Annotated in this window: 27 protein-coding genes and 1 tRNA gene; 10 read left to right on the plus strand and 18 right to left on the minus strand. The window is 66.3% G+C overall.

The window, feature by feature from the left end:
• Positions 1 to 104: 104 nt before the first annotated feature.
• From ACO05N_RS01790 to ACO05N_RS01800, 3 genes are read right to left on the minus strand one after another with little or no spacing between them, the layout of a single operon-like run.
• Complete coding sequence (locus tag ACO05N_RS01790; RefSeq protein WP_300501605.1) at positions 105 to 563, minus strand: RidA family protein; 459 nt, start codon at positions 561 to 563, stop codon at positions 105 to 107.
• 17 nt (positions 564 to 580) lie between these two features.
• Entirely contained in the window at positions 581 to 1,207 is a 627-nt protein-coding gene (locus ACO05N_RS01795) for an HAD family hydrolase (protein ID WP_422055494.1), read from the minus strand.
• Positions 1,204 to 1,476: a DUF3572 family protein gene (locus ACO05N_RS01800; RefSeq protein ID WP_422055495.1), complete on the minus strand. Its 273-nt coding sequence runs from the start codon at positions 1,474 to 1,476 to the stop codon at positions 1,204 to 1,206. The genes ACO05N_RS01795 and ACO05N_RS01800 overlap by 4 nt, the downstream gene beginning before the upstream one ends.
• Positions 1,477 to 1,529: 53 nt before the next feature.
• Between ACO05N_RS01800 and ACO05N_RS01805 the strand changes: the two genes are divergently transcribed.
• Positions 1,530 to 1,892: a response regulator gene (locus ACO05N_RS01805; RefSeq protein WP_422055496.1), complete on the plus strand. Its 363-nt coding sequence runs from the start codon at positions 1,530 to 1,532 to the stop codon at positions 1,890 to 1,892.
• A 154-nt stretch (positions 1,893 to 2,046) separates the two neighbouring features.
• Here the strand turns inward: ACO05N_RS01805 and rpmG are convergent, their stop codons facing one another.
• A complete protein-coding gene (gene rpmG, locus ACO05N_RS01810; RefSeq protein WP_066664926.1) occupies positions 2,047 to 2,214 on the minus strand; it encodes a 50S ribosomal protein L33 in 168 nt (55 codons plus the stop codon).
• 209 nt (positions 2,215 to 2,423) lie between these two features.
• The gene (locus tag ACO05N_RS01815) at positions 2,424 to 2,945 is read right to left on the minus strand and encodes a hypothetical protein (protein ID WP_422055497.1); all 522 of its coding nucleotides are present in this window, start codon (positions 2,943 to 2,945) and stop codon (positions 2,424 to 2,426) included.
• Between the two features lie 190 nt (positions 2,946 to 3,135).
• Here ACO05N_RS01815 and ACO05N_RS01820 point away from each other — a divergent pair, with 190 nt between their 5' ends.
• The 3 genes from ACO05N_RS01820 (at position 3,136) to ACO05N_RS01830 (ending at position 4,632) form a co-directional block, all read left to right on the plus strand.
• Positions 3,136 to 3,453 (plus strand): hypothetical protein, encoded by a 318-nt coding sequence (locus tag ACO05N_RS01820; protein WP_422055498.1) that lies wholly within the window; start codon positions 3,136 to 3,138, stop codon positions 3,451 to 3,453.
• A gap of 10 nt (positions 3,454 to 3,463) precedes the next feature.
• Positions 3,464 to 4,030: a TMEM165/GDT1 family protein gene (locus tag ACO05N_RS01825; protein ID WP_422055499.1), complete on the plus strand. Its 567-nt coding sequence runs from the start codon at positions 3,464 to 3,466 to the stop codon at positions 4,028 to 4,030.
• 104 nt (positions 4,031 to 4,134) lie between these two features.
• Positions 4,135 to 4,632, plus strand: a complete 498-nt coding sequence (locus ACO05N_RS01830; RefSeq protein ID WP_422055500.1) for a Dps family protein — start codon at positions 4,135 to 4,137, stop codon at positions 4,630 to 4,632.
• 56 nt (positions 4,633 to 4,688) lie between these two features.
• Here ACO05N_RS01830 and ACO05N_RS01835 read toward each other — a convergent pair.
• The 4 genes from ACO05N_RS01835 to dapB all read right to left on the minus strand — a co-directional run bounded on the left by ACO05N_RS01835 (position 4,689) and on the right by dapB (position 7,276).
• Positions 4,689 to 4,765, minus strand: a tRNA-Arg gene (locus ACO05N_RS01835).
• A 43-nt stretch (positions 4,766 to 4,808) separates the two neighbouring features.
• Complete coding sequence (gene nth / locus ACO05N_RS01840) at positions 4,809 to 5,471, minus strand: endonuclease III (RefSeq protein WP_422055501.1); 663 nt, start codon at positions 5,469 to 5,471, stop codon at positions 4,809 to 4,811.
• Positions 5,472 to 5,481: 10 nt separating this feature from the next.
• Positions 5,482 to 6,531: a hypothetical protein gene (locus ACO05N_RS01845; RefSeq protein ID WP_422055502.1), complete on the minus strand. Its 1,050-nt coding sequence runs from the start codon at positions 6,529 to 6,531 to the stop codon at positions 5,482 to 5,484.
• A 16-nt stretch (positions 6,532 to 6,547) separates the two neighbouring features.
• Positions 6,548 to 7,276: a 4-hydroxy-tetrahydrodipicolinate reductase gene (dapB, locus tag ACO05N_RS01850; RefSeq protein WP_422055503.1), complete on the minus strand. Its 729-nt coding sequence runs from the start codon at positions 7,274 to 7,276 to the stop codon at positions 6,548 to 6,550.
• 110 nt (positions 7,277 to 7,386) lie between these two features.
• Here dapB and ACO05N_RS01855 point away from each other — a divergent pair, with 110 nt between their 5' ends.
• Complete coding sequence (locus ACO05N_RS01855) at positions 7,387 to 8,301, plus strand: M28 family peptidase (protein WP_422055504.1); 915 nt, start codon at positions 7,387 to 7,389, stop codon at positions 8,299 to 8,301.
• Positions 8,302 to 8,363: 62 nt separating this feature from the next.
• On the opposite strand, the gene rpoN is transcribed toward ACO05N_RS01855, so the two are convergent.
• The 6 genes from rpoN to ACO05N_RS01885 form a co-directional block, all read right to left on the minus strand.
• Entirely contained in the window at positions 8,364 to 9,869 is a 1,506-nt protein-coding gene (rpoN, locus tag ACO05N_RS01860) for an RNA polymerase factor sigma-54 (protein WP_422055505.1), read from the minus strand.
• A 3-nt stretch (positions 9,870 to 9,872) separates the two neighbouring features.
• Entirely contained in the window at positions 9,873 to 10,649 is a 777-nt protein-coding gene (lptB, locus tag ACO05N_RS01865; RefSeq protein WP_422055506.1) for an LPS export ABC transporter ATP-binding protein, read from the minus strand.
• Between the two features lie 104 nt (positions 10,650 to 10,753).
• Positions 10,754 to 11,308, minus strand: a complete 555-nt coding sequence (locus ACO05N_RS01870; RefSeq protein ID WP_422055507.1) for an LptA/OstA family protein — start codon at positions 11,306 to 11,308, stop codon at positions 10,754 to 10,756.
• A gap of 4 nt (positions 11,309 to 11,312) precedes the next feature.
• Positions 11,313 to 11,954 carry an LPS export ABC transporter periplasmic protein LptC gene (lptC, locus tag ACO05N_RS01875; protein ID WP_422055508.1) on the minus strand — a complete coding sequence of 214 codons (642 nt, stop codon included), beginning with the start codon at positions 11,952 to 11,954 and terminating at the stop codon, positions 11,313 to 11,315.
• A gap of 53 nt (positions 11,955 to 12,007) precedes the next feature.
• Positions 12,008 to 12,628 (minus strand): ribonuclease D, encoded by a 621-nt coding sequence (locus tag ACO05N_RS01880; protein WP_422055509.1) that lies wholly within the window; start codon positions 12,626 to 12,628, stop codon positions 12,008 to 12,010.
• A gap of 47 nt (positions 12,629 to 12,675) precedes the next feature.
• Positions 12,676 to 13,470, minus strand: a complete 795-nt coding sequence (locus ACO05N_RS01885; protein ID WP_422055510.1) for a TerC family protein — start codon at positions 13,468 to 13,470, stop codon at positions 12,676 to 12,678.
• 202 nt (positions 13,471 to 13,672) lie between these two features.
• Here ACO05N_RS01885 and ACO05N_RS01890 point away from each other — a divergent pair, with 202 nt between their 5' ends.
• Positions 13,673 to 14,491 (plus strand): cold-shock protein, encoded by an 819-nt coding sequence (locus ACO05N_RS01890; protein WP_422055511.1) that lies wholly within the window; start codon positions 13,673 to 13,675, stop codon positions 14,489 to 14,491.
• Between the two features lie 10 nt (positions 14,492 to 14,501).
• Positions 14,502 to 15,323 (plus strand): glutaminyl-peptide cyclotransferase, encoded by an 822-nt coding sequence (locus ACO05N_RS01895; protein ID WP_422055512.1) that lies wholly within the window; start codon positions 14,502 to 14,504, stop codon positions 15,321 to 15,323.
• A gap of 3 nt (positions 15,324 to 15,326) precedes the next feature.
• Here the strand turns inward: ACO05N_RS01895 and ACO05N_RS01900 are convergent, their stop codons facing one another.
• Positions 15,327 to 16,322, minus strand: a complete 996-nt coding sequence (locus tag ACO05N_RS01900) for a DUF1176 domain-containing protein (RefSeq protein ID WP_422055513.1) — start codon at positions 16,320 to 16,322, stop codon at positions 15,327 to 15,329.
• 67 nt (positions 16,323 to 16,389) lie between these two features.
• Here ACO05N_RS01900 and ACO05N_RS01905 point away from each other — a divergent pair, with 67 nt between their 5' ends.
• Entirely contained in the window at positions 16,390 to 17,259 is an 870-nt protein-coding gene (locus tag ACO05N_RS01905) for a 3-hydroxybutyryl-CoA dehydrogenase (RefSeq protein WP_422055514.1), read from the plus strand.
• Here ACO05N_RS01905 and ACO05N_RS01910 read toward each other — a convergent pair.
• Both ACO05N_RS01910 and ACO05N_RS01915 read right to left on the minus strand, forming a co-directional pair.
• Positions 17,226 to 17,711 carry a hypothetical protein gene (locus tag ACO05N_RS01910; RefSeq protein ID WP_422055515.1) on the minus strand — a complete coding sequence of 162 codons (486 nt, stop codon included), beginning with the start codon at positions 17,709 to 17,711 and terminating at the stop codon, positions 17,226 to 17,228. The two genes, ACO05N_RS01905 and ACO05N_RS01910, sit on opposite strands and share 34 nt — an antisense overlap.
• Positions 17,708 to 18,976 carry a NupC/NupG family nucleoside CNT transporter gene (locus ACO05N_RS01915; RefSeq protein ID WP_422055516.1) on the minus strand — a complete coding sequence of 423 codons (1,269 nt, stop codon included), beginning with the start codon at positions 18,974 to 18,976 and terminating at the stop codon, positions 17,708 to 17,710. The genes ACO05N_RS01910 and ACO05N_RS01915 overlap by 4 nt, the downstream gene beginning before the upstream one ends.
• Positions 18,977 to 19,090: 114 nt before the next feature.
• Here ACO05N_RS01915 and ACO05N_RS01920 point away from each other — a divergent pair, with 114 nt between their 5' ends.
• Positions 19,091 to 19,738, plus strand: coding sequence for a queuosine precursor transporter (locus ACO05N_RS01920; RefSeq protein WP_422055517.1), 648 nt, complete (start codon positions 19,091 to 19,093; stop codon positions 19,736 to 19,738).
• Positions 19,739 to 19,747: 9 nt separating this feature from the next.
• Entirely contained in the window at positions 19,748 to 20,647 is a 900-nt protein-coding gene (gene argB, locus ACO05N_RS01925) for an acetylglutamate kinase (RefSeq protein WP_422055518.1), read from the plus strand.
• The last annotated feature ends 21 nt before the right edge of the window (positions 20,648 to 20,668 follow it).

A 20,668-nucleotide genomic window follows, 5' to 3' on the forward strand; every position in this document is an offset into this window, starting at 1 on the left:
AAGCTGCAGCAATTCGTTGCGCTGCACAATTCCATTTCGCGTCTGTCGCGCAATTGCGCCGCCGCTGTTGCGGCGGCGCAACAGGATTGTAACATCCGCGACCGTTACTTGACCGCAATAATCGCGTCGATCTCGACCGCCGCACCGCGCGGAAGCACCGCGACGCCGACCGCCGCGCGGGCATGGCGGCCCGCTTCGCCGAACAGCTTCTCCATCAGCTCCGACGCGCCATTGGCGACCTGGGGCTGCTCGGTGAAGCTGGGGGCGGAGTTCACGAACACGCCAAGCTTCACGATGCGTTCGACCCGGTCGAACCCGCCCAGCGCCTTTTCGATCTGGGCAACGACCATCAGGCCGCAGCGCTCGGCGGCTTCCTGACCATAGGCCAGGTCGCGGTCCTCACCGAGGCGGCCGGTCATCACCACGCCGTCCTTGAACGGCAGCTGTCCCGACACGTGCATCAGCCCGCCGGCGGTGACGGTGGGGACATAGGCAGCCACCGGCGCAGCGGCTTCGGGCAGTTCGAGGCCGAGTTCGGCAAGGCGGGCATGGACGTCGGTCATGGCGTGTCTCCGTGGGGTTATGATCGGGGTGCAGGCTTGCCATCGGCGAAGCGCGCGGAAATCCAGCGCTGCGCCTCGCGCCAGTCGTCGATACGGGCGTGCGCGTGCGGCGCGACCGGCACATGCGGAGCGAGCCGCGGTTCGGACACCATGTGCAGGCGGAACACGTGCGGCGCCTCTTGCGCGACCGATTGATGATGCACCGCAAGATCGTCGACGAACACCGCGACGCTGGCGCCATGCTCTTCGACCAGCTGCGCCACCGGGCGCCCCTTGCCGCCCTGATTGCACTCCACGCGGTGGATGATGCCATGCGTGTCGAGCTGGGCGATGCGATGCTCGCGGCAATGATCGCGCAAATTGGTGAGGATGACGATGTCCGCCTGATCGGACAGCGCCTCCAGCGCTTCGCGTGCGTGCGGGACCAGCGTCTGGCGGTCCATCTGTGCGGGGAAGAAACCGTCGAGATAGCCCCACATCGCCTCGGGGGTCAGCGTGCGGCCGTCACGCGGCTTCATCGCCCGCGCCCAGTCATGGCTCGACAGGTCGAACTCGATACCATGCGCCTCGTCCAGCCAGGTGCCGAAGTGGCGCACCATGTGCAGCAACACTTCGTCGCAGTCGCAGATCAGCAGCGGCTTCATGGAGTCTCCAGCGCCTGACGGGCCGCGACGAGTGCGGCGGGGGTGGTGCCGATCGCGTCGGCACAAGCGATCAGATCGGGCTCATGCGCCTCCAGAAAGCCGAGCACGGCGGCCAGCACCTGCGGATCGTCGGCGCGGGCGCGCAGGTCGTGCGGCGACAGACCGGTCAGGTCGAGCAGCCGGTGTGCGCGCGCGGCATCGGACAGGGCCCAGGCCAACGCGCCCAGTGCCAGCGTCCCCGCCTCCTCATTTGTCACCGCGCTGCGCATCGCCTAGAGCTCGCCCAATCGTTCGTTGGCCAATCGTTCGTCGAAGGGATCGCGTGGCAAAAAGGGTGCTGGTTGTCGAGGACAACGAACTCAACCTCAAACTTTTCTGCGACCTGCTGCGCGCGCACGGGTTCGAAACGATGCCGGTGCGCGACGGGCGCGAGGCGGTGGCGACCGCGCGCAGCTTTGCCCCGGACCTGGTGATCACCGACATCCAACTGCCGCACATTTCCGGCATCGACATCATCGCCCGCATGCGCGGCGACCCGGCGCTGAAGGCGATCCCGGTGATGGCGGTGACGGCCTATGCGGGGCAGGAGGACGAGGCGCGCATCCGCGCGGCGGGGGCGAATGCCTATGTCACCAAGCCGATTTCGGTGATACGGTTTGTGGACGAAGTGAAGGCGCTTTTGTAGCGGTGGCGGCGTTCCCCTGTCCCGGAAGACAGGAGGGCAACTTCGCCGACGTCAGGAAACGCAAAACGCGAAAAGGCCGCTGGGCGAATCCGCCCGCGGCCCTTATCCGGGTCAGGTCCGGAGCAACGCCCGGCGGCCTAAGCCGCCGTCAGCATCACTTGATCTTCGCTTCCTTGAACTCGACATGCTTGCGCACGACGGGATCGTACTTCCGGAAGCTCAGCTTCTCGGTCTGGTTGCGCGGGTTCTTCTTGGTCACATAGAAAAAGCCGGTGTCAGCGGTGCTGACGAGCTTGATCTTGACGGTAGTCGGCTTGGCCATCGCCCGGGTCCTGCAATTATCAAAAAAGAATAAGCGGCCCGCGCTGGCAGGCCGCTGTCAGGAGGGCCGCATGCCGGTTGTGGCCGGGAATGTCAAGCGCAGGGTGGTGTTCGCGGCTTCGGGCGATAGAGCCTGGGTCAGGTGAAAGCGGCACCGAAATGCGGCCCTGAACCTTTGCGGAATCGCAGAGTCGGGCTTGGATTCGCGCCCTACCCCGGCTTGCGCAGATCGAAAAATCCGTGGGCGAACTTGTAGGCATAGGTCTGACGATGTGCCGGATCGGTCAGCCGGATTTCCCAGCGCTTGCGAATCGGCGGATATTGCGGGGAACTGTCGGACAGCACGAGCGCGCACGGCAAATATTGGCCCGTCGGGACCATGCCGTCCGGACCATTGGGCTTGTTGATCGCGCATTGCCCGTAAAATGCCTGGGATTCGATATTCATGCTGGGATGCGCGGGCTTGCTCATATCCGGGCGCCATGCGGAGGACGTCGCGGCGATGTCCTTTACCTGCACGCCGCCGATCCAGTGGCGCAGCTCGGCGCGGTCCGTACCGATGATCGTGAAGCTGTTGCCCTTCAGCCGAAAAGTGATCCCCCCGGCCTGCACGCTGCTCCATTCTCCCTGATAGGCTGACAAGGGCCGCGTTTCGACCACGCGTCCATTCGGAAGCACGCCGGAAGACGCCTGTGCGAGCACCATCAGACCAGCGACGATCGGTTTCACCATCCTTGCGCACCCCAATTGGCGATATCGGCGTCATGTTGTTCCCCTGGCGGGCCGGGGTCAAGCGCGTCACATTTCGTCGGACCCACTTTGGCACTGTCTTTCGCAATTCAGCGCATTCCAGGCTTAAGACCCTTTTAACCATGTTGTCGCACGCTGCTGTCAGGAGACGGGCGCGATACGGGAGGCAGGCATGGCACAGGGACAGAATTGGGTACTGACCAGCGAACTGCACCAGCGAATCGATTCGATCGCGACGCGGGCTGCGCGCGCGGCGACATCCGACCTAGCCGCCGACCTTGATGCCATTCGCCGGATCGCGATGGCCAATGGCCTGACTCCGGCCGTGTGCATCGTCCATGCACTTGAATCCGCGCTTGCATCGGGACAGCGCGGGCCGATGATAGCCGACGGACTGTCGCTGCTGCGCGACGCGGTGGCCTGTGGCCGCACCGATTCGCGGACCGACGCGGCGTTCGCGGCGGCTTGCTCGATTCGTCTCGCCAGCTAGAAGGGTTTCCATGGAGGCGGTGGTCCCTGCGTTCATCGCCGCATTGCTGACCCAGGCGGGAGGCCGCTCGCCCTGGCTCGTCGCGATCCTAGCCGACCGTTATGGCCGCCCCTTCACCGTCGCCTTTGCCGCGCTGCTCGCCCATGCCGCGGGGAACGCGATCGCCGCGACCGGCGCCCTGCTGATCGCCCCCCTGCTCACCCCCAATGCCAAGCAGTTGCTGCTCGCGCTCGCGCTGATCTTTGCGGCGATGGAGGCGCTGTGGCGGTTGAAGGCAACCGACCGGCTCGAGCGCTGGCGGCTGGGGGCATTGCTGACCCCGCTGCTCGGCATCTTCATCCTCGCACTGGGCGATACGACGCAATTCTTCACGCTGGCGCTGGGGGTGCGCGGGCCAAGCCCATGGTTCGCGTTCGGCGGCGTGTGCGCGGCGATCCTGATCGTCAATCTGGCAGCCGCGCTGATGGGCGAGTTGAGCTGGCGCCAACTGCCGATCCGGGGCTTTCGCGTCGGCTTCGGGCTGCTCGCATTGTTCGTCGGGGCGGTGATCGGCGCGGGGGCGTTGCGCCTGATCTAAGCACTCAATCACCCTGATCGGGCAATTGCGTCGGGCCAAACGGGACCCCAATTGGTAGAGAGTCGTTACAGACCCGACTCAACGATCAGCGAGGGACATTCTCCATGGCCGACACCGCCAACAACCTGAAGACGCCGACCGATCTCAACCGCAACGACACCAAGAGCGTCGCCGATGCGCTGAACGGGATTCTGGCCGACAGCTATGCGCTGTATCTGAAGACAAAGAATTTCCACTGGCACGTGTCGGGACCGCATTTTCGCGACTATCACCTGATGCTGGACGAGCAGGCGGCGCAGATTCTGGCGACCACCGACGCGATTGCGGAGCGGGTGCGCAAGACCGGCAACACCACGCTGCGTTCGATCGGCGACATTGCCCGCCGCCAGACGATCAAGGACAATGACGCGGACTTCGTCAGCGCCGACAAGATGCTGGCCGAGCTGCGCGAGGATAACCTCAAGCTGGTCGAGCTGCTGCGCGAGGCGAAGGACATTGTCGACGACGCCAAGGACAACGCCACCAGCGGCATCCTGGACGACTGGACCGATCAGGCTGAGGAGCGCGCCTGGTTCCTGTTCGAAACCAGCCGCAAGGGGTAAGTGGGTCGCATGCCGGGCCGCATCGCGGTCCGGCCGACTGGCCCAGTTTCAACAAATGGCGCACCCGAAGGGATTCGAACCCCTGGCCTCTGCCTTCGGAGGGCAGCGCTCTATCCAGCTGAGCTACGGGTGCGTGGGATGCAGCGCCTAGCAAAGCCGCGCGCGCGGCGCCAGCGTTAAACGGCGGGTTCTTTCCTAGCTTTGGGCGCGGGCGTTTTCGGCTTGAACGCGCACAGGTCCGCGACGGGGCAGCGCCAGCATTCGGGCGTGCGCGCCTTGCAGATGTAGCGGCCGTGCAGGATCAGCCAGTGGTGCGCGTGGAGGCGGAATGGCTGCGGCACCGCCTTTTCCAGCTTCTTCTCGACCGCCAGCGGGGTCTTGCCGCGGGCAAGGCCGGTGCGGTTGCCGACGCGGAAGAGATGGGTGTCGACCGCAAAGGTTTCGTGGCCGAAGGCGACGTTCATCACGACATTGGCGGTCTTGCGCCCGACGCCGGGGAGCTTTTCGAGCGCGTCGCGATCCTCCGGCACCTGGCTGCCATGCTGCGCGATCAGCGCCTCGCTGAGCGCGATGACATTCTTGGCCTTGCTGTTGAACAGGCCGATCGTCTTGATGTGCTGCTTGAGGCCGTCCTCGCCCAGCGCGACCATCTTTTCGGGCGTATCGACCTGCGCAAACAGGCGGCGGGTCGCCTTGTTGACCCCGGCATCGGTCGCCTGGGCCGAGAGCACGACGGCGACGAGCAGCGTATAGTCGTTGACCGATTCGAGTTCGGTTTCGGGGTGCGGATTGGCCGCGGCCAGCCGTTCGAAAAAATCAAAAATCTGGGCTTTGTTCATCCTGCGACCTCTACCACGCGACCAGCGCGTGCGTGGTTGCTTTGCCCGTATCAATATCGGCAATCCGCAATAGGCAATCCTGTCCGCCGCCCCCACCGCCGGTCGGTCGAACCGAGATCAGTACCCTTGCAGGATTAGCCCTCCAGAATGCGGGCGGTGCTAGCGGATCGTACATGTCGGAAGAATCTGCCGCGAATCTGGACAGAGCGACGGGCGCATGACCGGCGCGCAATACGACATTCGCTTGCAGTGCATAGCCGGAACTGGCCCAGGCGACGATCAGTGCCGGTTGGTCGGGATCGACATCGGGGGCGATATCGTGAACCTGAACATGGGGCAGCCCCGCGCGCTGTCCCCACGGCGCCGCGTCGCGGGTTCGGCGCGCGATCATCGTGTCCAACGTCCCGATCGCCTTCACCGTTCCACAGCCGAGGCGATAGAGCGGTTGTCCCAAGCGGGCGCGATCGACGATATAGGCCACGCGCCCCGGATAATAGGCGATCATGAACCGGGGGCCGCCCATTTTGGCGAGATGCTGGCTGACGTCGGGCGTGGTTTGCGCGGCCTGCCCCAGATCGACGACACAGGGTGTGGATCGTCCGTCCAGCCCCTTGCCGAACACCAGTCGCGTGCCCTTGTGCGCGATCAGCTCGGCCCGGTTTCCGGTCTGGCCCGCCCAGATTGGATCCCGCTCCGCAACCGGGCAGCCGGTGACGATACGCGGGTCCATCCTGCGGCACCCACGCGCATGCAGGCCGCCGCCGCCTGCGACAAAGCGCGGAAATGCGTCGTCGTCATCGGCATCTGGCCGGTCGGGGCCATAAGCCCAGCGATGCGCCATCGGCACGTCGCGCATGGCTAGCGCGTCGCCGTCGAATGCACGCGCACGAAAATCCGCCGACAACCGGAACTCCGCAACGCCATGATCCATCGGCAGGCGGAACCGGTGGCGCACCCGCTCAACGGCAGAGACGAGGATGATCCCGTTGTCGGTTGCGATATGGTCGTAGTGGCGGCGCTCTGTCGCATCGCGGTCGCATCCCGCGAGCGCGAGCATCATGGCTATGGCGGCAAACCTAAAGCCCAAGCACCGCATCCATCGTGTAGCGCCCGGCGGGCTGGCCCGCGAGCCACAGCGCGGCGCGCACCGCTCCGCGCGCGAAGATCGCGCGGTCTTGTGCATAATGCGCCAGTTCGATCCGCTCACCCTCGGTCGCCAGCATCACATTGTGATCGCCAACGATGCTGCCGCCGCGCAGCGAGGCGAAGCCGATCGTCCCCTCTGCACGCGCGCCCGACAGGCCGGCGCGATCGGCGACGCGGACTTCACCCAGCGCGACTCCGCGCCCGGCGGCGGCCGCTTCGCCGAGCATCAGCGCGGTGCCCGAGGGCGCGTCGAGCTTGTGGCGGTGATGCGCCTCGACAATCTCGATATCCCAATCGGGGCCAAGGCGGGTCGCGGCCTCCCGCACCAGCCGCGCGAGCAGAACGACGCCGAGCGAGGTGTTGCCGGTCTGCAGCACCGCAATGTCGCGCGCGGCGTCGTCGATCGCGGCATGATCGGCGGCGGTCAGGCCGGTGGTGCCGATCACGATCGGGGTCCCGGCATCGCGCGCTGCGGCTAGATGCACGCCAAGTGCCGAGGCGGTCGAGAAATCGACCAGCGCATCGGCGGCGCGCGCCAGCTCCGCCGGATCGTCGCCTGCATCCGCGCCGCCGGCGAGGCGCACGCCCTGCACGGCCAGAATGTCGCGGATCGCGGTGCCCATGCGGCCCAAGCTGCCGTAAATGCCGATGCTGGTCATGCGCCGTGCTTGGCGGGGCAAGCGGCGGACTGCAACAGAGGAAATATCGCGCGGCCGCGCGGCTTTGCTTTTCGCTTGCGACGCAGGCGGTTGGCAGCGAAGCAGAGGCGATGCTTCTTCGCTCGCTTGCGCTCGCCGCCGCCCTGCTCTTCCCCGCCGCCGCTTTGCCGGACCAGTTGTTCGAGGATGTCCGCATCCTCGCCGCCGACGACATGGCCGGGCGACTGGTGGGCACGCCCGGATCGGCCAAGGCGCGCGCCTATCTGATCGGGCGGATGCAGGGAATCGGGATCGAGCCGTTTGGCGAAGGATATGCGCAGCCGTTCACCGCGAAGCACAAGGAGCAGGTGCTCAACGGGGTCAATCTGGTCGGGCGGATTCGCGGGACCGGGACAAGCGACCGGGTGCTGGTGGTCGGCGCGCATTACGATCATTTCGGCAGTCGCGACGGCAAGGTGCTGAACGGCGCGGACGATAATGCATCCGGTGTCGCGGCCTTGCTGGCAATCGCCGCGGATTTCGCGCGCAACCGGCCGACGCACGACGTGATCTTCGCGCTATGGGACGCCGAGGAACAGGGACTGTATGGCGCGCATGCCTTTGTCGACTCGCCGCCGGTGCCGCGCACGCGGATCGCGCTGAACCTCAATCTCGACATGCTGAGCCGCAGCGACAAGGGCGAATTGTGGGTCGCGGGCGCGCATCATTATCCGTTCCTGCGCGCGCGGTTCGAGCGGCTGGCGAAGGAGGCCCCGGTCACGCTGAAGATCGGGCATGACGGCCCGCCCTGGACGGGCAGCGACGACTGGACCGCCGGGTCGGACCATTATGCATTTCACCGCAAGGGCATCCCGTTCGCCTATCTGGGGGTCGAGGATTATCCCGACTATCATCAGCCCAGCGACGATTTCGACACGATCCCGAAGGCGTTCTTCGCGCGATCGGCGGCGACGGCGGTAATGGCGGCGCGGTTGTTCGAACGGGAGTTGGGGGAAATTGCGGCGGAGGCCGGGCGGGGGAAGTAGGGCGCAAAATCCTCCCTCGCCAAGGGGAGGAGTGTCAGGTGCGTCCGGCTGCCCGCCTTGGGCTAAGCCCCCTCCAGCGCCTTTTGCCGCCGCCGCTGGACCGAGCTGCCGATGCCCATCGCCTCGCGGTATTTCGCGACGGTGCGGCGGGCGATGTCGAAGCCCTTGGCGTTGAGCATCTCCACCAGCGTATCGTCGGACAGGATCTTCTTGGGATCCTCCGCCTGGATCAGCGCGCGGATCGCGCTCTTGACCGCTTCGGCCGAGACCGCGTCGCCGCCTTCGGATGACTGGATCGCGCTGGTGAAGAAATATTTCAGCTCGAACAGGCCGCGCGCGCAGGACAGATATTTGTTGCTCGTCACGCGGCTCACGGTCGATTCGTGCATCTCGATCGCGTCGGCGATCTGGCGCAGCGTCAGCGGTTTCAGATGGCTGACGCCGTGGCGGAAGAAGGCTTCCTGCTGCTTCACGATCTCGGACGCGACCTTGATGATCGTGCGCTGTCGCTGGTCGAGCGCCTTGACCAGCCAGTTCGCGCTGGCGAGCATGTCGCTGAGCCACGCCTTGCTCGTCTTGTCCTGCGGCCCCGTCGATACTTCGGTGTAATAGGCGCGGTTGACCAGAACGCGCGGGAGGGTGGCGCTGTTGAGCTCGACCGCCCAGGCCGCGCCGCGTTGCGCCACGAAGATGTCCGGCGTGACCGCAGGCACCGCCTCGCCGCCATAGCGGCAGCCGGGCTTGGGATCATAGCTGCGCAGCTCGCGGATCATGTCCGCCATATCCTCGTCATCGACGCCGCAGATGCGCTTCAAGCGCGCCAGCTCGCCGCGCGCGAGCAGATCGAGATTGGCGATCAGCGCCGCCATGCACGGGTCGTAGCGGTCCGCCTCCTTCGCCTGCAGCGCGAGGCATTCGGCCAGGTCGCGCGCGCCGACCCCGGTCGGGTCGAGCGTCTGGATCAGCGCCAGCACCGCCTCTACCCGTGCGAGCGGGACGCCGAGCCGGGTGGCGATGTCGAGCAGCGAGGCGGTGAGATACCCGCACTCGTCGATCTGGTCGATCAGATGCTGGGCGATGAACAGGTCGGCGCCGTCGATCACCGCGCCAATCTGGGCCGTCAGATGGTCGGCAAGGCTGAGGTCGGGGGAGGAGAAGCTGTCGAAATCCGGGCCATCCTCGCCCCCCGCCCCGGTGCCGGCCATGCCGAGCGCGCCATCGAGCCCCCCGACCGAATCGGCCGCGCTGTCATGGTGGAACGTCTCGGCGGTGAAATCCACGTCCAGCGCCGCCTCCCCCGTCGCATCGCCGGAGGAGAGAAGTTCGCTCGAATCCGCCGGCCTATCGCGTTCGATGACAGGTTCGGTCGGTTCGCCGGAATCGGCAACATCGCCGCGCTCGTCCTCGCCGCGCCCGGCGTCGAGCAACGGATTCTTCTCAAGCTCTTCGGCGATGAACGTCTCGATCTCGAGGTTCGAGAGCGCGAGCAGCTTGATCGCCTGCTGCAATTGCGGCGTCATCACCAGCGATTGCGACTGGCGCAGATCGAGGCGGGGCGCGAGGCTCATGGCTTAAAGCGAGAAGCCCTCACCCAGATACAGGCGGCGCACATTGGCGTCGGCGACGAGATCCTCGGGCGACCCGGCGAACAGCACGCGACCGTCGTAAATGATCGATGCGCGATCGACGATGTCGAGCGTTTCGCGGACATTATGGTCGGTGATCAGGACGCCGATGTTGCGCGTCTTCAGCTCCTTCACCAGATCGCGGATATCGGCGATCGAGATCGGATCGATGCCCGCGAACGGCTCGTCGAGCAGCATGATCGACGGATCGGCGGCGAGCGCACGGGCGATTTCGGCACGGCGGCGCTCACCGCCCGACAGCGCCATCGACGGCGCGTCGCGCAGCCGGGTCAAACCGAATTCGTCGAGCAGCTTTTCCAGCTTGCCCGCGCGCGCGTCCTTGTCCGGCTCCGACAGTTCGAGCACGGCGGAGATGTTCTTCGCGACCGAAAGCCCGCGGAAGATCGACGTTTCCTGCGGCAGATAGCCCAGCCCCAGGATCGCGCGGCGATACATCGGCAACGGAGTGATGTCGTTGCCGTCGAGCATGATGCGCCCGGCATCGGGCTTTACCAGTCCCATCACCGAGTAGAAGCAGGTCGTCTTGCCCGCGCCGTTGGGACCGAGCAGCCCGACCACTTCGCCGCGCCCGACGGACAGCGACACGTCCGACAGCACGACGCGCTTGTCATAGGATTTGGCGATCGACACCACCGCCAGCCCCGACGCGGGCGGCGCGTTTGCATCGATGGTTTCAGGTTCCAGTGTCTCGACGTCTGCCATGCTGCCCTTCCTGATCGCAGGAGATGCTTAGCGAAACCTCACCATACAGTCACTTGGCAAGTTTTATGCATGGATGTGGGCGACGATCCGCCCCGATGTCCCGATCAGTTGCGGTCGGGAACGGTGAAGCGCCCGGTGACGCGCCCGCCGGAGCGGACCACGGTACCATCGGGCGCGCGGGTGGTGCCGACGCCCGAACCGTCGATCGATGCACGGCCGCTGTCGAGATCGAGGGTCAGCCGCCCGCCGCTGACGGTATTGCCGCCCTGGGTCAGGCTGACATTGCCCAGCATGGTGATGACCCGACGGTTGATGTCGTACACGCCATATTGCGCGCGCGCGGTCTGGTCGGGCCGGGAAACGGTGACACCGCCCGACGCATCGAAGCGCGTCGCCGCGGGCGATCCGTCGATCACCTGACCGCTATAGGTCACGGTAACGCGGGCGGCATTGAGCGTCAGGTTCGCCTGTGTGATCTTCACCCCGCCGGACAGGATCGCGCGGTTCGCGCGATCGTCCAGCTCGATGCTCTGTGCGTCGAAATCGATCGGCGCGCTCGAGTCGTGGCGCGACTGGCCGACCGCTGCGCCGCCGATCAGGGCGGTGGTGACAAGGGCCGCAGAGGCGGCAATCAGCAGGGGGCGGGGCGCACGAGCCATGATGTCACCTATTTGCGCGCTTGGGATCGATCCGCAAGCGGGCATTGCCCTCTATTTTTACGGTTCGCTTGTCGAGATCGGCGGTCATCTTGTCCCCACTGAAGTTCCCGAGCGGGGTATTGCCCGACACGGCGCCGGTTCCGGTCAGCTGGCGCGACTTGAGATCGATCGTCGAATCGCGCGTGTCGAGCCGGTAGCCATCGGAGGTGCGGAAGCGGATCGGACCATCGACCGCGACCTGTTCGCTCTCCATATCGTAGCGGCCCTTGTCCGCCTTTACCTGGGCCGGGCCGTCCGACAGCTGGATGCCGGCGGTCAGGTCGTTGAGCTGAACCACTGGCTCGGCCGAGCTCTTCTGCACCGCCGATCCGGCCTGAAGCACAAAGGCCTGGCCCTTGGCATCGGCACCGCGATAGCGCGCGGACTGGATGCGCAGCCGCTCGCTGGCGACATCGACCTTGTTCTTGTCGAGCATGAACGACACGTCGCCGCCCATGAACAAGGGCGCCATAACAAGAAACGCACCAAGCACGCCGATGCCGGCGGGCAGCACCGCGAGCAGCGTCCGCACGATTCGGTCATGGCTGCTGCCAGGCCGCGCCCAGCGCTTACGCCGCGAGCGTTCCTGGACAGCAATTTCAGACATATGTGACACCTTCGATGGGGCGGCGCCGGCGCTCCCGATGCTGTAGACCAAACTCACGCATGCGCGAAAATATCCGTTTCGGGCCATCCGGCGAGGTCGAGATCGGCACGGTGCGGCAGAAAGTCGAAACAGGCCTGGGCCAGCACCGTCCGCCCTTCGCGCGCCAGGCGGCGGTTCAGCTCTTCGCGCATCGCGTGCAGGTAGCGCACGTCGGACGCGGCATAATCCTTTTGCGCCTCGCTCAGCACCGGGCCGCCCCAGTCGGACGATTGCTGCTGCTTGCTGATCTCCTGACCCAGCAGGTCGCGCACCAGGTCCTTGAGCCCGTGGCGGTCGGTGTAGGTGCGCACGAGCCGCGACGCGATCTTGGTGCAGAACACCGGCGCGGCGGTGACGCCCAGATAGTGGCGGATCGCGGCCAGGTCGAAGCGCGCGAAGTGATAGAGCTTCACCCGCGCCGGATCGGCGAGCAGTGCGCGCAGATTGGGCGCGGCATAGTCGCTGTTCGGGCCGAACCGCACCAGATGCTCGTCCGGGCCGCCATCGGACAGCTGGACGAGACACAGGCGATCGCGCGGGGTGATCAGCCCCATCGTCTCGGTATCGACGGCGATGTCGGCACCGGGGGCGAACACGCCCTCGGGCAGATCTTCTTCATGCAGGTAAACGGCCATCGTCTGCGCCTAGCCGGTTATGGCTTAACGCTCAATAACCGCGCGCGTCAGGCGGCGTCGCCGCCCTCGCGCTTTGCAGCACGGCGCCGCGAGGCCATGTTCAGCACCTCGACCATCGCCGAGAAGGCCATCGCGGCATAGATATAGCCCTTGGGCACGTGCACGCCGAAGCCGTCGGCGATCAGCACGGCGCCGATCATCAGCAGGAAGCCGAGCGCGAGCATGACCACGGTCGGGTTGCGCTTGATGAAATTGGCGAGCGGGTCGGCCGCGATCAGCATCACGATGACGGTGACGATCACCGCGACGAACATGATCGCGATCTCGTCGGTCATGCCGACCGCGGTCAGGATCGAATCGACCGAGAACACCATGTCGAGCAGGATGATCTGGAAGATCGCCGATCCGAAATTCATCGTCGCGACCTGCTTCTTGTCGAGCACCGCATGGTCGGTCGGAACCGGATCGATCGTGTGGTGAATTTCCTTGGTCGCCTTCCACAGCAGGAACAGGCCGCCGGCGATCAGGATCAGGTCGCGCCACGAGAAGGCGGTTTCAAAACTCGGCTCCCCGGTCGGTCCGACCGCGCCCTGGATGCCGAGGTCGAACACCGGCGTCGTCAGCGACACGATCACGAAGATCATCGAAAGCAGCAGGATGCGCATCACCAGCGCCAGCCCGATGCCGATTCGCCGCGCCTTTTGCTGCTGATGCTCGGGCAGCTTGTTGGTCAGGATCGAGATGAAGATCAGGTTGTCGATCCCGAGCACCACCTCCATCACGATGAGGGTGACGAGGGCGGCCCAGGCGGCCGGGTCGACGATCAGCGCAGCGATATCCATGGCGCCTCTGTGCCGTTGCCAACGCTGTCGCGCAAGTATCCGTCGAACCGGTGCCAAAATCGCGACGAAATTGTTCGCGCATCTTCGCATTCTGGTCTATGTCCGATTCCATAGGCGTGTCGCGAACGCCGGGATGCCTGCGCCTTCGTCCGGTTCAGGTCTTCGAATTGAGTATGGGCGAACCGGGAAGACGAACAGGGCAATGAGTTTTGATCGAGGGCGCCGCGGTGATCGCGGTGGACGTGGCAGAGACAAGCGCGACGGCTTCGGCGGCGACGATTTCGGCGGCAGCAGCTATGGGGATCGTGGCGGCTTTGGCGGCGGCGGTTTCGGCGATCGTGGCGGTTTCGGCGGCGGTGACCGCTTCGGCGGCGGCGGCGGCGGTGGCGGCTTCGGCGGCGGCGGTGGCGGTGGCTATCGCGGCGGTGGTGGCGGCGGCGGCTTTGGTGGCGGCGGCGGCGGCGGTGGTCGCGGCATGCCCCCGCAGGTCGTTGGCGAAGGCACCGGCGTCGTAAAATTCTTCAACGCACAGAAGGGATTCGGCTTTGTCGTTCGTGATGACGGCGGCGAAGACGTGTTCGTGCATATCAGCGCGGTCGAGCAGGCCGGCCTGACCGGTCTGGCGGAAGGCCAGCCGCTGGGCTTCACGCTGGTCGATCGTGGCGGCCGCATCAGCGCGACCGACCTGAAGATCGACGGCGAGCCGATGCCGGTCGAGGATCGCGGCCCGCCGCGCGACCGTGGCGATCGTCCCGAGCGCGGCCCCGGTGGCGGCGGCATGGGCGGCCCGCAGCGTCAGCTGACGGGCGAGAAGGCGACCGGCACGGTCAAGTTCTTCAACGCCATGAAGGGCTTCGGCTTCATCCAGCGCGACGACGGCCAGCCCGATGCGTTCGTGCATATCAGCGCGGTCGAACGCGCCGGCATGCCGACGCTCAACGAAGGCGACCGACTTGAGTTCGAGCTCGAAGTGGACCGTCGCGGCAAATATGCTGCGGTGAACCTGACGCCCGGCTCGTAAAGCACATCCCATGTTCCGGCTGATCATCGCCGGGCGCGGGATCATCGCGGGGGCTGCCCTGGCCATAACGGCTGCGGCAGCCCCTGTTGTTTCAGCTCCCCGCCCCGCCCAGACGACGGCGCCTGCCCCGGCAGAGGTGCCGGTCGAGGCTGCACATGTGCTTGCCGCCTATCCGCATGACACCGGGGCATTTACCCAGGGGCTGTTCTTCGCCGATGGCGCGCTGTTCGAAAGCACCGGGCAGCATGGGGCGTCGGTGGTGCGCGAAGTCGACCTTCGCACCGGCAAGACCAAGCGCGAAGCGCGGCTGCCGATAGACTATTTCGGGGAGGGCAGCACGGGCTGGGGCGATACGATCGTCAGCCTGACCTGGAAGCAGGGTACCGCATTTCGCTGGGACCGCCGCACGCTGCGCCAGACCGGCACGTTCAGCTATCCCGGCGAGGGCTGGGGCCTGACGCAGGACGGCCAGAGCCTGATCCTGAGCGATGGCACCGCGGAGCTGCGCTTCCTCGACCCGGCGACCTTTACCGAGCGGCGGCGGATCACCGTCACCTATCAGGGCCGCCCGATTCGCCGCCTGAACGAGCTGGAATATGTCCGCGGCGAGATTCTGGCGAATATCTGGCATCAGGACCTGATCGTGCGAATCGACCCGGCGAGCGGGGTGATTACCGGCGTGATCGACCTGCGCGACCTGGCCGCCGCCGTGCCGGTGACGGACAGCGAAGCGGTGCTCAATGGCATCGCGTACGACGACAAGACCGGAAAGCTCTATGTCACGGGCAAGAACTGGCCGTCCCTTTACGAGATCGCGCTCCCCGCGCGCTGAGCGTCACTTGACGACGGCGCGCGCCCGCCACACCGCCAGCCAGTTGCTCGACCCGCGACACTCGCCCATCGCGCGCGCTTCGGTCAGGCGGAAGCGGGTGCCGTCCCACACATAGGTTTCCGCGCTGCCGCAATCGCCGATGCCGCGGCCCTTGGCATAGCTGCCAAGCTCACCGGTCCTGGCGTCGAACCCGGCATTGACCAGCATCGGCGGGCCATCCCCAGTCCATCCGGGCGGCGAATCGAATGCGGCGACCTGCGCCGTTCCGCCCCGGACGACATAGGCGATGGTCGAATAGTTGTACGCCCCGGCGCCGCACGGAACGAGCGCGAGCGTCGCGCCGCCGCCCAGCGCATGGCGCTCGATATCGGGCCGCGCCGCGCCCTCGTAATTCTCCGCGCAATCCGATTGGGCCCAGAGCTGCTTGAGCAGCGCAGGCGACAGGAGCGCCGGCGCTCCGCTGGCGCGGACCGAGGTAATCACCGGTAGCGACGGCGCAGCGGGCACCGCGCTGGCGGGCTTGGCGCCCTTGGCCACCGCCGCGCTGACCGTGCCCGCCCTGCCCTGCTCGGCATCCATGAAGCGCAGCGACGCCGATGAGCCCGACAGCGAGATCCGCCCGAGCTCCTTGCCTGCGCCGGTGCGGACGACCACGGCTTTGCCGATTGCCAGTGCCTCGACCAGCCGGAGCGCGTCACCCCCGACGAAATCAGTGCCGCGCCACACTGCGGCCGCGCTGGCCGCGGGTGCGCCGTCGACATGGACGGTCAGCCCGGAGGGTGCGTCCTCGCCCATCAGCTCGACCGTCCAGCCCCCGGCCGGTCCTGCCTCGCGCGCCACCGCCATCTGCCAGCCCGACCAGTCCCTGCCCTCGGGCTGGAGCGAGGTCATCTCGCACCGCTTCCCATTGTCGCAGGCGACCACCCAGTCGCCAAACGTCTTCATCGGCCCCTGTTGCGGGGCGGCTTGGGCGAGCGCGAGCGCGGCGAGGATCAGCATGGCGCGCATCCTAGCGGTTCGCGCGGGGACGCGGTAGGAGGCGCGCAACGATTTGATGGAGACGGTGATGAAAACGGTTGGCGTGATCGGGGCGGGGCAGATGGGGGCGGGCATCGCCCAGGTGTCGGCGCAGGCCGGCTATCGCGTCCTGCTGTCCGACATGGATGTCGAACGCGCCGAAAAGGGCAAGGCCGGGATCGCCAAGCAGCTGGCGCGGGCGGTCGAAAAGGAGAAGATCACCGCCGATGCGCGCGACGCCGCGCTCGCCAATATCGAATGCGTCGGCGGCACCGATGCGTTCGCGCCATGCGACCTGGTCATCGAGGCCGCGACCGAACGCGAAGAGATCAAGCGGACGATCTTCGCCAATGTCGGCAAGGTGCTGAGCGACACCGCGATCCTCGCCAGCAACACCTCGTCGATCCCGATCACGCGGCTCGCGCAGGCGGCGCCCGATCCTGCGCGCTTCATGGGCGTGCATTTCTTCAACCCGGTGCCGGTGATGGGCCTGATCGAGCTGATCCGCGGCCTCGCCACCTCAGATGCGACGGTCGCGGCGGTCGAGGCGTTCGGCAAGACGCTGAACAAGCGGATCGTCCATGCCAATGACGCGCCCGGCTTCATCGTCAACCGCGTGCTGATGCCGTTCCTCAACGAAGCCTGCTTCGCGGTCGGTGAGGGCGTGGCGACGATCCCCGACGTCGATGCGGCGATCCAGCTCGGCCTCAACCACCCGATGGGGCCGTTCACGCTGGCCGATTTCATCGGGCTCGACACCTGCCTCGAAATCACCCGCGTGCTGTTCGAAGGGACCGGCGACCCCAAGTTCCGCCCCGCCCCGCTGCTGATCAAATATGTCGAGGCCGGCTGGTATGGGCGCAAGACCGGGCGCGGCTTTTACGACTATTCGGGCGCGGAGCCGGTACCGACGCGCTGAGCGAAGGTCAGCGTCAGGCTGTCGCCGACCGCGACTGCGTCCCATTGCGCGGTCAGGTCGGCGATTCGGGCGCGGATCGCGATGATCGTCGCGCCATCCACCGGCAGCGGCGGGCAGGATCGCGCGTCGCAGGTGACATGGTAGAGATCGAGCATCGCATCGGGCGGGGTGGTCCCGCCCGACCAGCCATCACCCTGAAACACCTCGACCAGCCGCTCGACGCCGTCGGATTCAGCGTTCGCCTCCATCCGGAAATCCGCAGCTTCTCCATGCGCGACCCGTGTCAGAAAGCCGCACCGATCCAGGACGTCCTCGACCGCGAAATGGACCATGTCGTGCGGGATGATCCGCTGCTTGGGACAGGCTAGCGTCTCCGCCACCGACCCGTCGCGCAGCACATCGAGCCGGTCCTCCTTTCCGCCCCCTTTGGTGAAGCGGAACGCGGTCGTCACGGCAGCATCAGCCCCGCCAGCGCCGCGCTGAGCAGGTTGGCGAGACTGCCCGCGAGCAGTGCCTTAATGCCGAGCTTCGCGATCATCGGGCGCTGGTTCGGCGCAAGGCTCCCGGTCGCGGCCATCTGGATCGCGATCGAGCTGAAATTGGCAAAGCCGCACAGCGCGAACGTGATGATCGCGGTGCTGCGCGGGCTGAGCCCCGACGTCTCGCCAAGATTGAGGAAGGCGACGAATTCGTTCAACACCATCTTGGTGCCGAACAGCCCACCGGCTGCCGCCGTCTCGTTCCACGGAATGCCGACAAGGAACATGACCGGCGCGAACGCGGTGCCGATGATCCCCTGGAACGTCAGCTCGGGATAGCCGAACAGGCCGCCGACCGTGCCAAGCAGGCCGTTGGCGAGCGCCACCAGCGCCACGAACGCCAGCACCATGGCGCCGACCGCGACCGCGATCTTGACGCCGGTCTGCGCGCCCATTGCGGCGGCCATGATGATGTTGGCGGCGCGCTCCTCGTCCACCTCATTCTCGACCGCGCGGATCACCGCCTCCTCGCCATCGACCAGCGTGTCCTCGAGTGGAAGTTCGTCGGCCTTGGTCACAGGCTCATCGGGCATCATGATCTTGGCCATCAGCAGCCCGCCCGGCGCCGCCATGAAGCTGGCGGCGAGCAGATACTGGATGTTGATCCCCATCGCCGCATATGCGGCGAGGATCGTGCCCGCGACGCCCGCCATGCCGACCGACATGATCGCGAACAGCTGCGACGGGGTGAGGCTGGCGAGATAGGGGCGGATCACCAGCGGCGATTCGCTCTGGCCGACGAAGATGTTGGCGGCCGAACACAGCGATTCGACCTTGCTGACCCCGGTCACCTTTTCGATCGCGCCGCCGATCCAGCGGACCAGGAACTGCATGATCCTGAGGTGATAGAGCACCGAGACCAGCGCGGCGAAGAAGATGATGACCGGCAGCGCGGCGATCGCGAAGCTCTGGCCGCCCACCTCGGGCCGGGCGAGCGGGCCGAAGATGAAATCGGTGCCCGCCTGCGCATAGCCGAGGAGCGCCGACACGCCCTTTGACATCCACTCGATCGCGGCGCGGCCGGCGGGGACGTAGAGAACGAGGAAGGCGATGCCTGCCTGCAAGGCGAAAGCCGGGCCCACCACCCGCAGCCGAATCGCGCGCTTGTTCGAGGAGAGCAGGAAGGCAATCGCGAGAATCGCGACGATGCCGAGAATGCCGATCGGAAGATTGTTCAACTAAAGGACCCCTTCGTGCCGCGTCTGCGCGCGGCGTTCGGGGTCGCACCATAGCGTGCGTTTCGGTCGCCGCTAGGTGCTTCCGTATCGCGTGAAACCGCGTTACGCAGCGCAATGACCATACCGGCTCCGCTGACGCGCTCGCTCTTCGTCCTTTCGATCTTTTACGGCGGCATGGTCTGCATTGCGGGCGTGCTGGGTAACAAGCAGGTGGCATTGGGGCCGCTGGCGGTGGAGGCAGGCATCTTCGCCTTCCTGCTGCTCGTCGCGGTGTCGAGCGCGATCGCCGAGCTGCACGGGCGCGCGACCGCGAACCAGCTGGTGCGGTTCGGCTTCATCCCGTTGCTTGCCTCGATGCTGCTGTCCTGGCTGGTCTGGGCGCTGCCCGCTTCGCCCAAGATGGGGCCGGAATATCGCGACGCGATCCAGCTGATCCTTGGGACCACCTGGCGCATCTGGGGCGCGGGCATCGTCGCCTATGGGGTGTCGCAGACGCTGAACGTCACCATTTTCAGCGCGATGCGTGGCGGTGAGGGCAGCAAGATGCTGTGGCTGCGCGCCGGGGTTGCGGGAATCCTCAGCCAGATCGTCGACACGCTGATCTTCATCACCCTCGCCTTTTACGGCGAATTTCCGATCGGGCCGCTGCTGGTCGGCCAGCTGATTTCGAAGATCGCGCTGTCGGCGCTGCTGGTGCCGGTGCTGATCTACGCCTTCGTCGCGTTGGGACGCCATCTGGACCGGAACGCCCCCGCAGCCTAAGGGCGCGGCATGACCGATCACGCACCCGATCCCGCGATGCTGGCCAAGGCCGAGACGCTGACCGACGCGCTGCCCTATATGCAGCGTTACAAGGGCAAGACGTTCGTCGTGAAATATGGCGGCCACGCGATGGGCGATCCCGAGCTGGCGCGCGATTTTGCCGAGGATGTCGTGCTGCTCAAAGCCGTCGGCATCAACCCGGTGGTGGTGCATGGCGGCGGGCCGCAGATCGGGTCGATGCTCAAGCGGCTCGGCGTCGAATCGCGATTCGTCGGGGGCCTGCGCGTCACCGACGCCGAAACTGCGCGCATCGCCGAAATGGTGCTTGCCGGATCGATCAACAAGGAAATCGTCAGCTGGATCAGCGCGGCCGGCGGCAAGGCGCTGGGCATTTCGGGCAAGGATTCGGGGCTGGTCACCGCGCGCAAGGTGCAGCGCGACGCCGCCGATCCGCTGCAGGGGATCGAGCGCCATGTCGATCTGGGGTTCGTCGGCGAGCCGGTCGCGGTCGATGCGTCGGTGCTGACCACGCTGAGCGATCAGGGGTTCATCCCGGTGATCGCGCCGATCGCGCTGGGCGCCGATGGCCATACCTATAACATCAATGCCGACACCATGGCGGGGGCGATTGCCGGGGCGCTGGGTGCAGCGCGCTTTTTCCTGCTGACCGATGTGCCGGGCGTGCTCGACAAGGACAAGCAGCTGCTGACCGACCTCGACCCCGGGCGCATTCTGGCGCTGAAGGCCGATGGCACGATCAGCGGGGGGATGATCCCCAAGGTCGAGACCTGCGTCGCCGCGGTCGATGCCGGGGTGGACGCCGCCGTCATCCTCGACGGGCGCATCCCGCATGCGATGCTGCTCGAGATTTTCACGACGCAGGGCGCGGGCACCTTGGTTCACCGCTAAGGCGTATTACATGGTCAACAC

Source organism: Sphingomonas sp. (assembly GCF_965227385.1).
Classification (GTDB): domain Bacteria; phylum Pseudomonadota; class Alphaproteobacteria; order Sphingomonadales; family Sphingomonadaceae; genus Sphingomonas.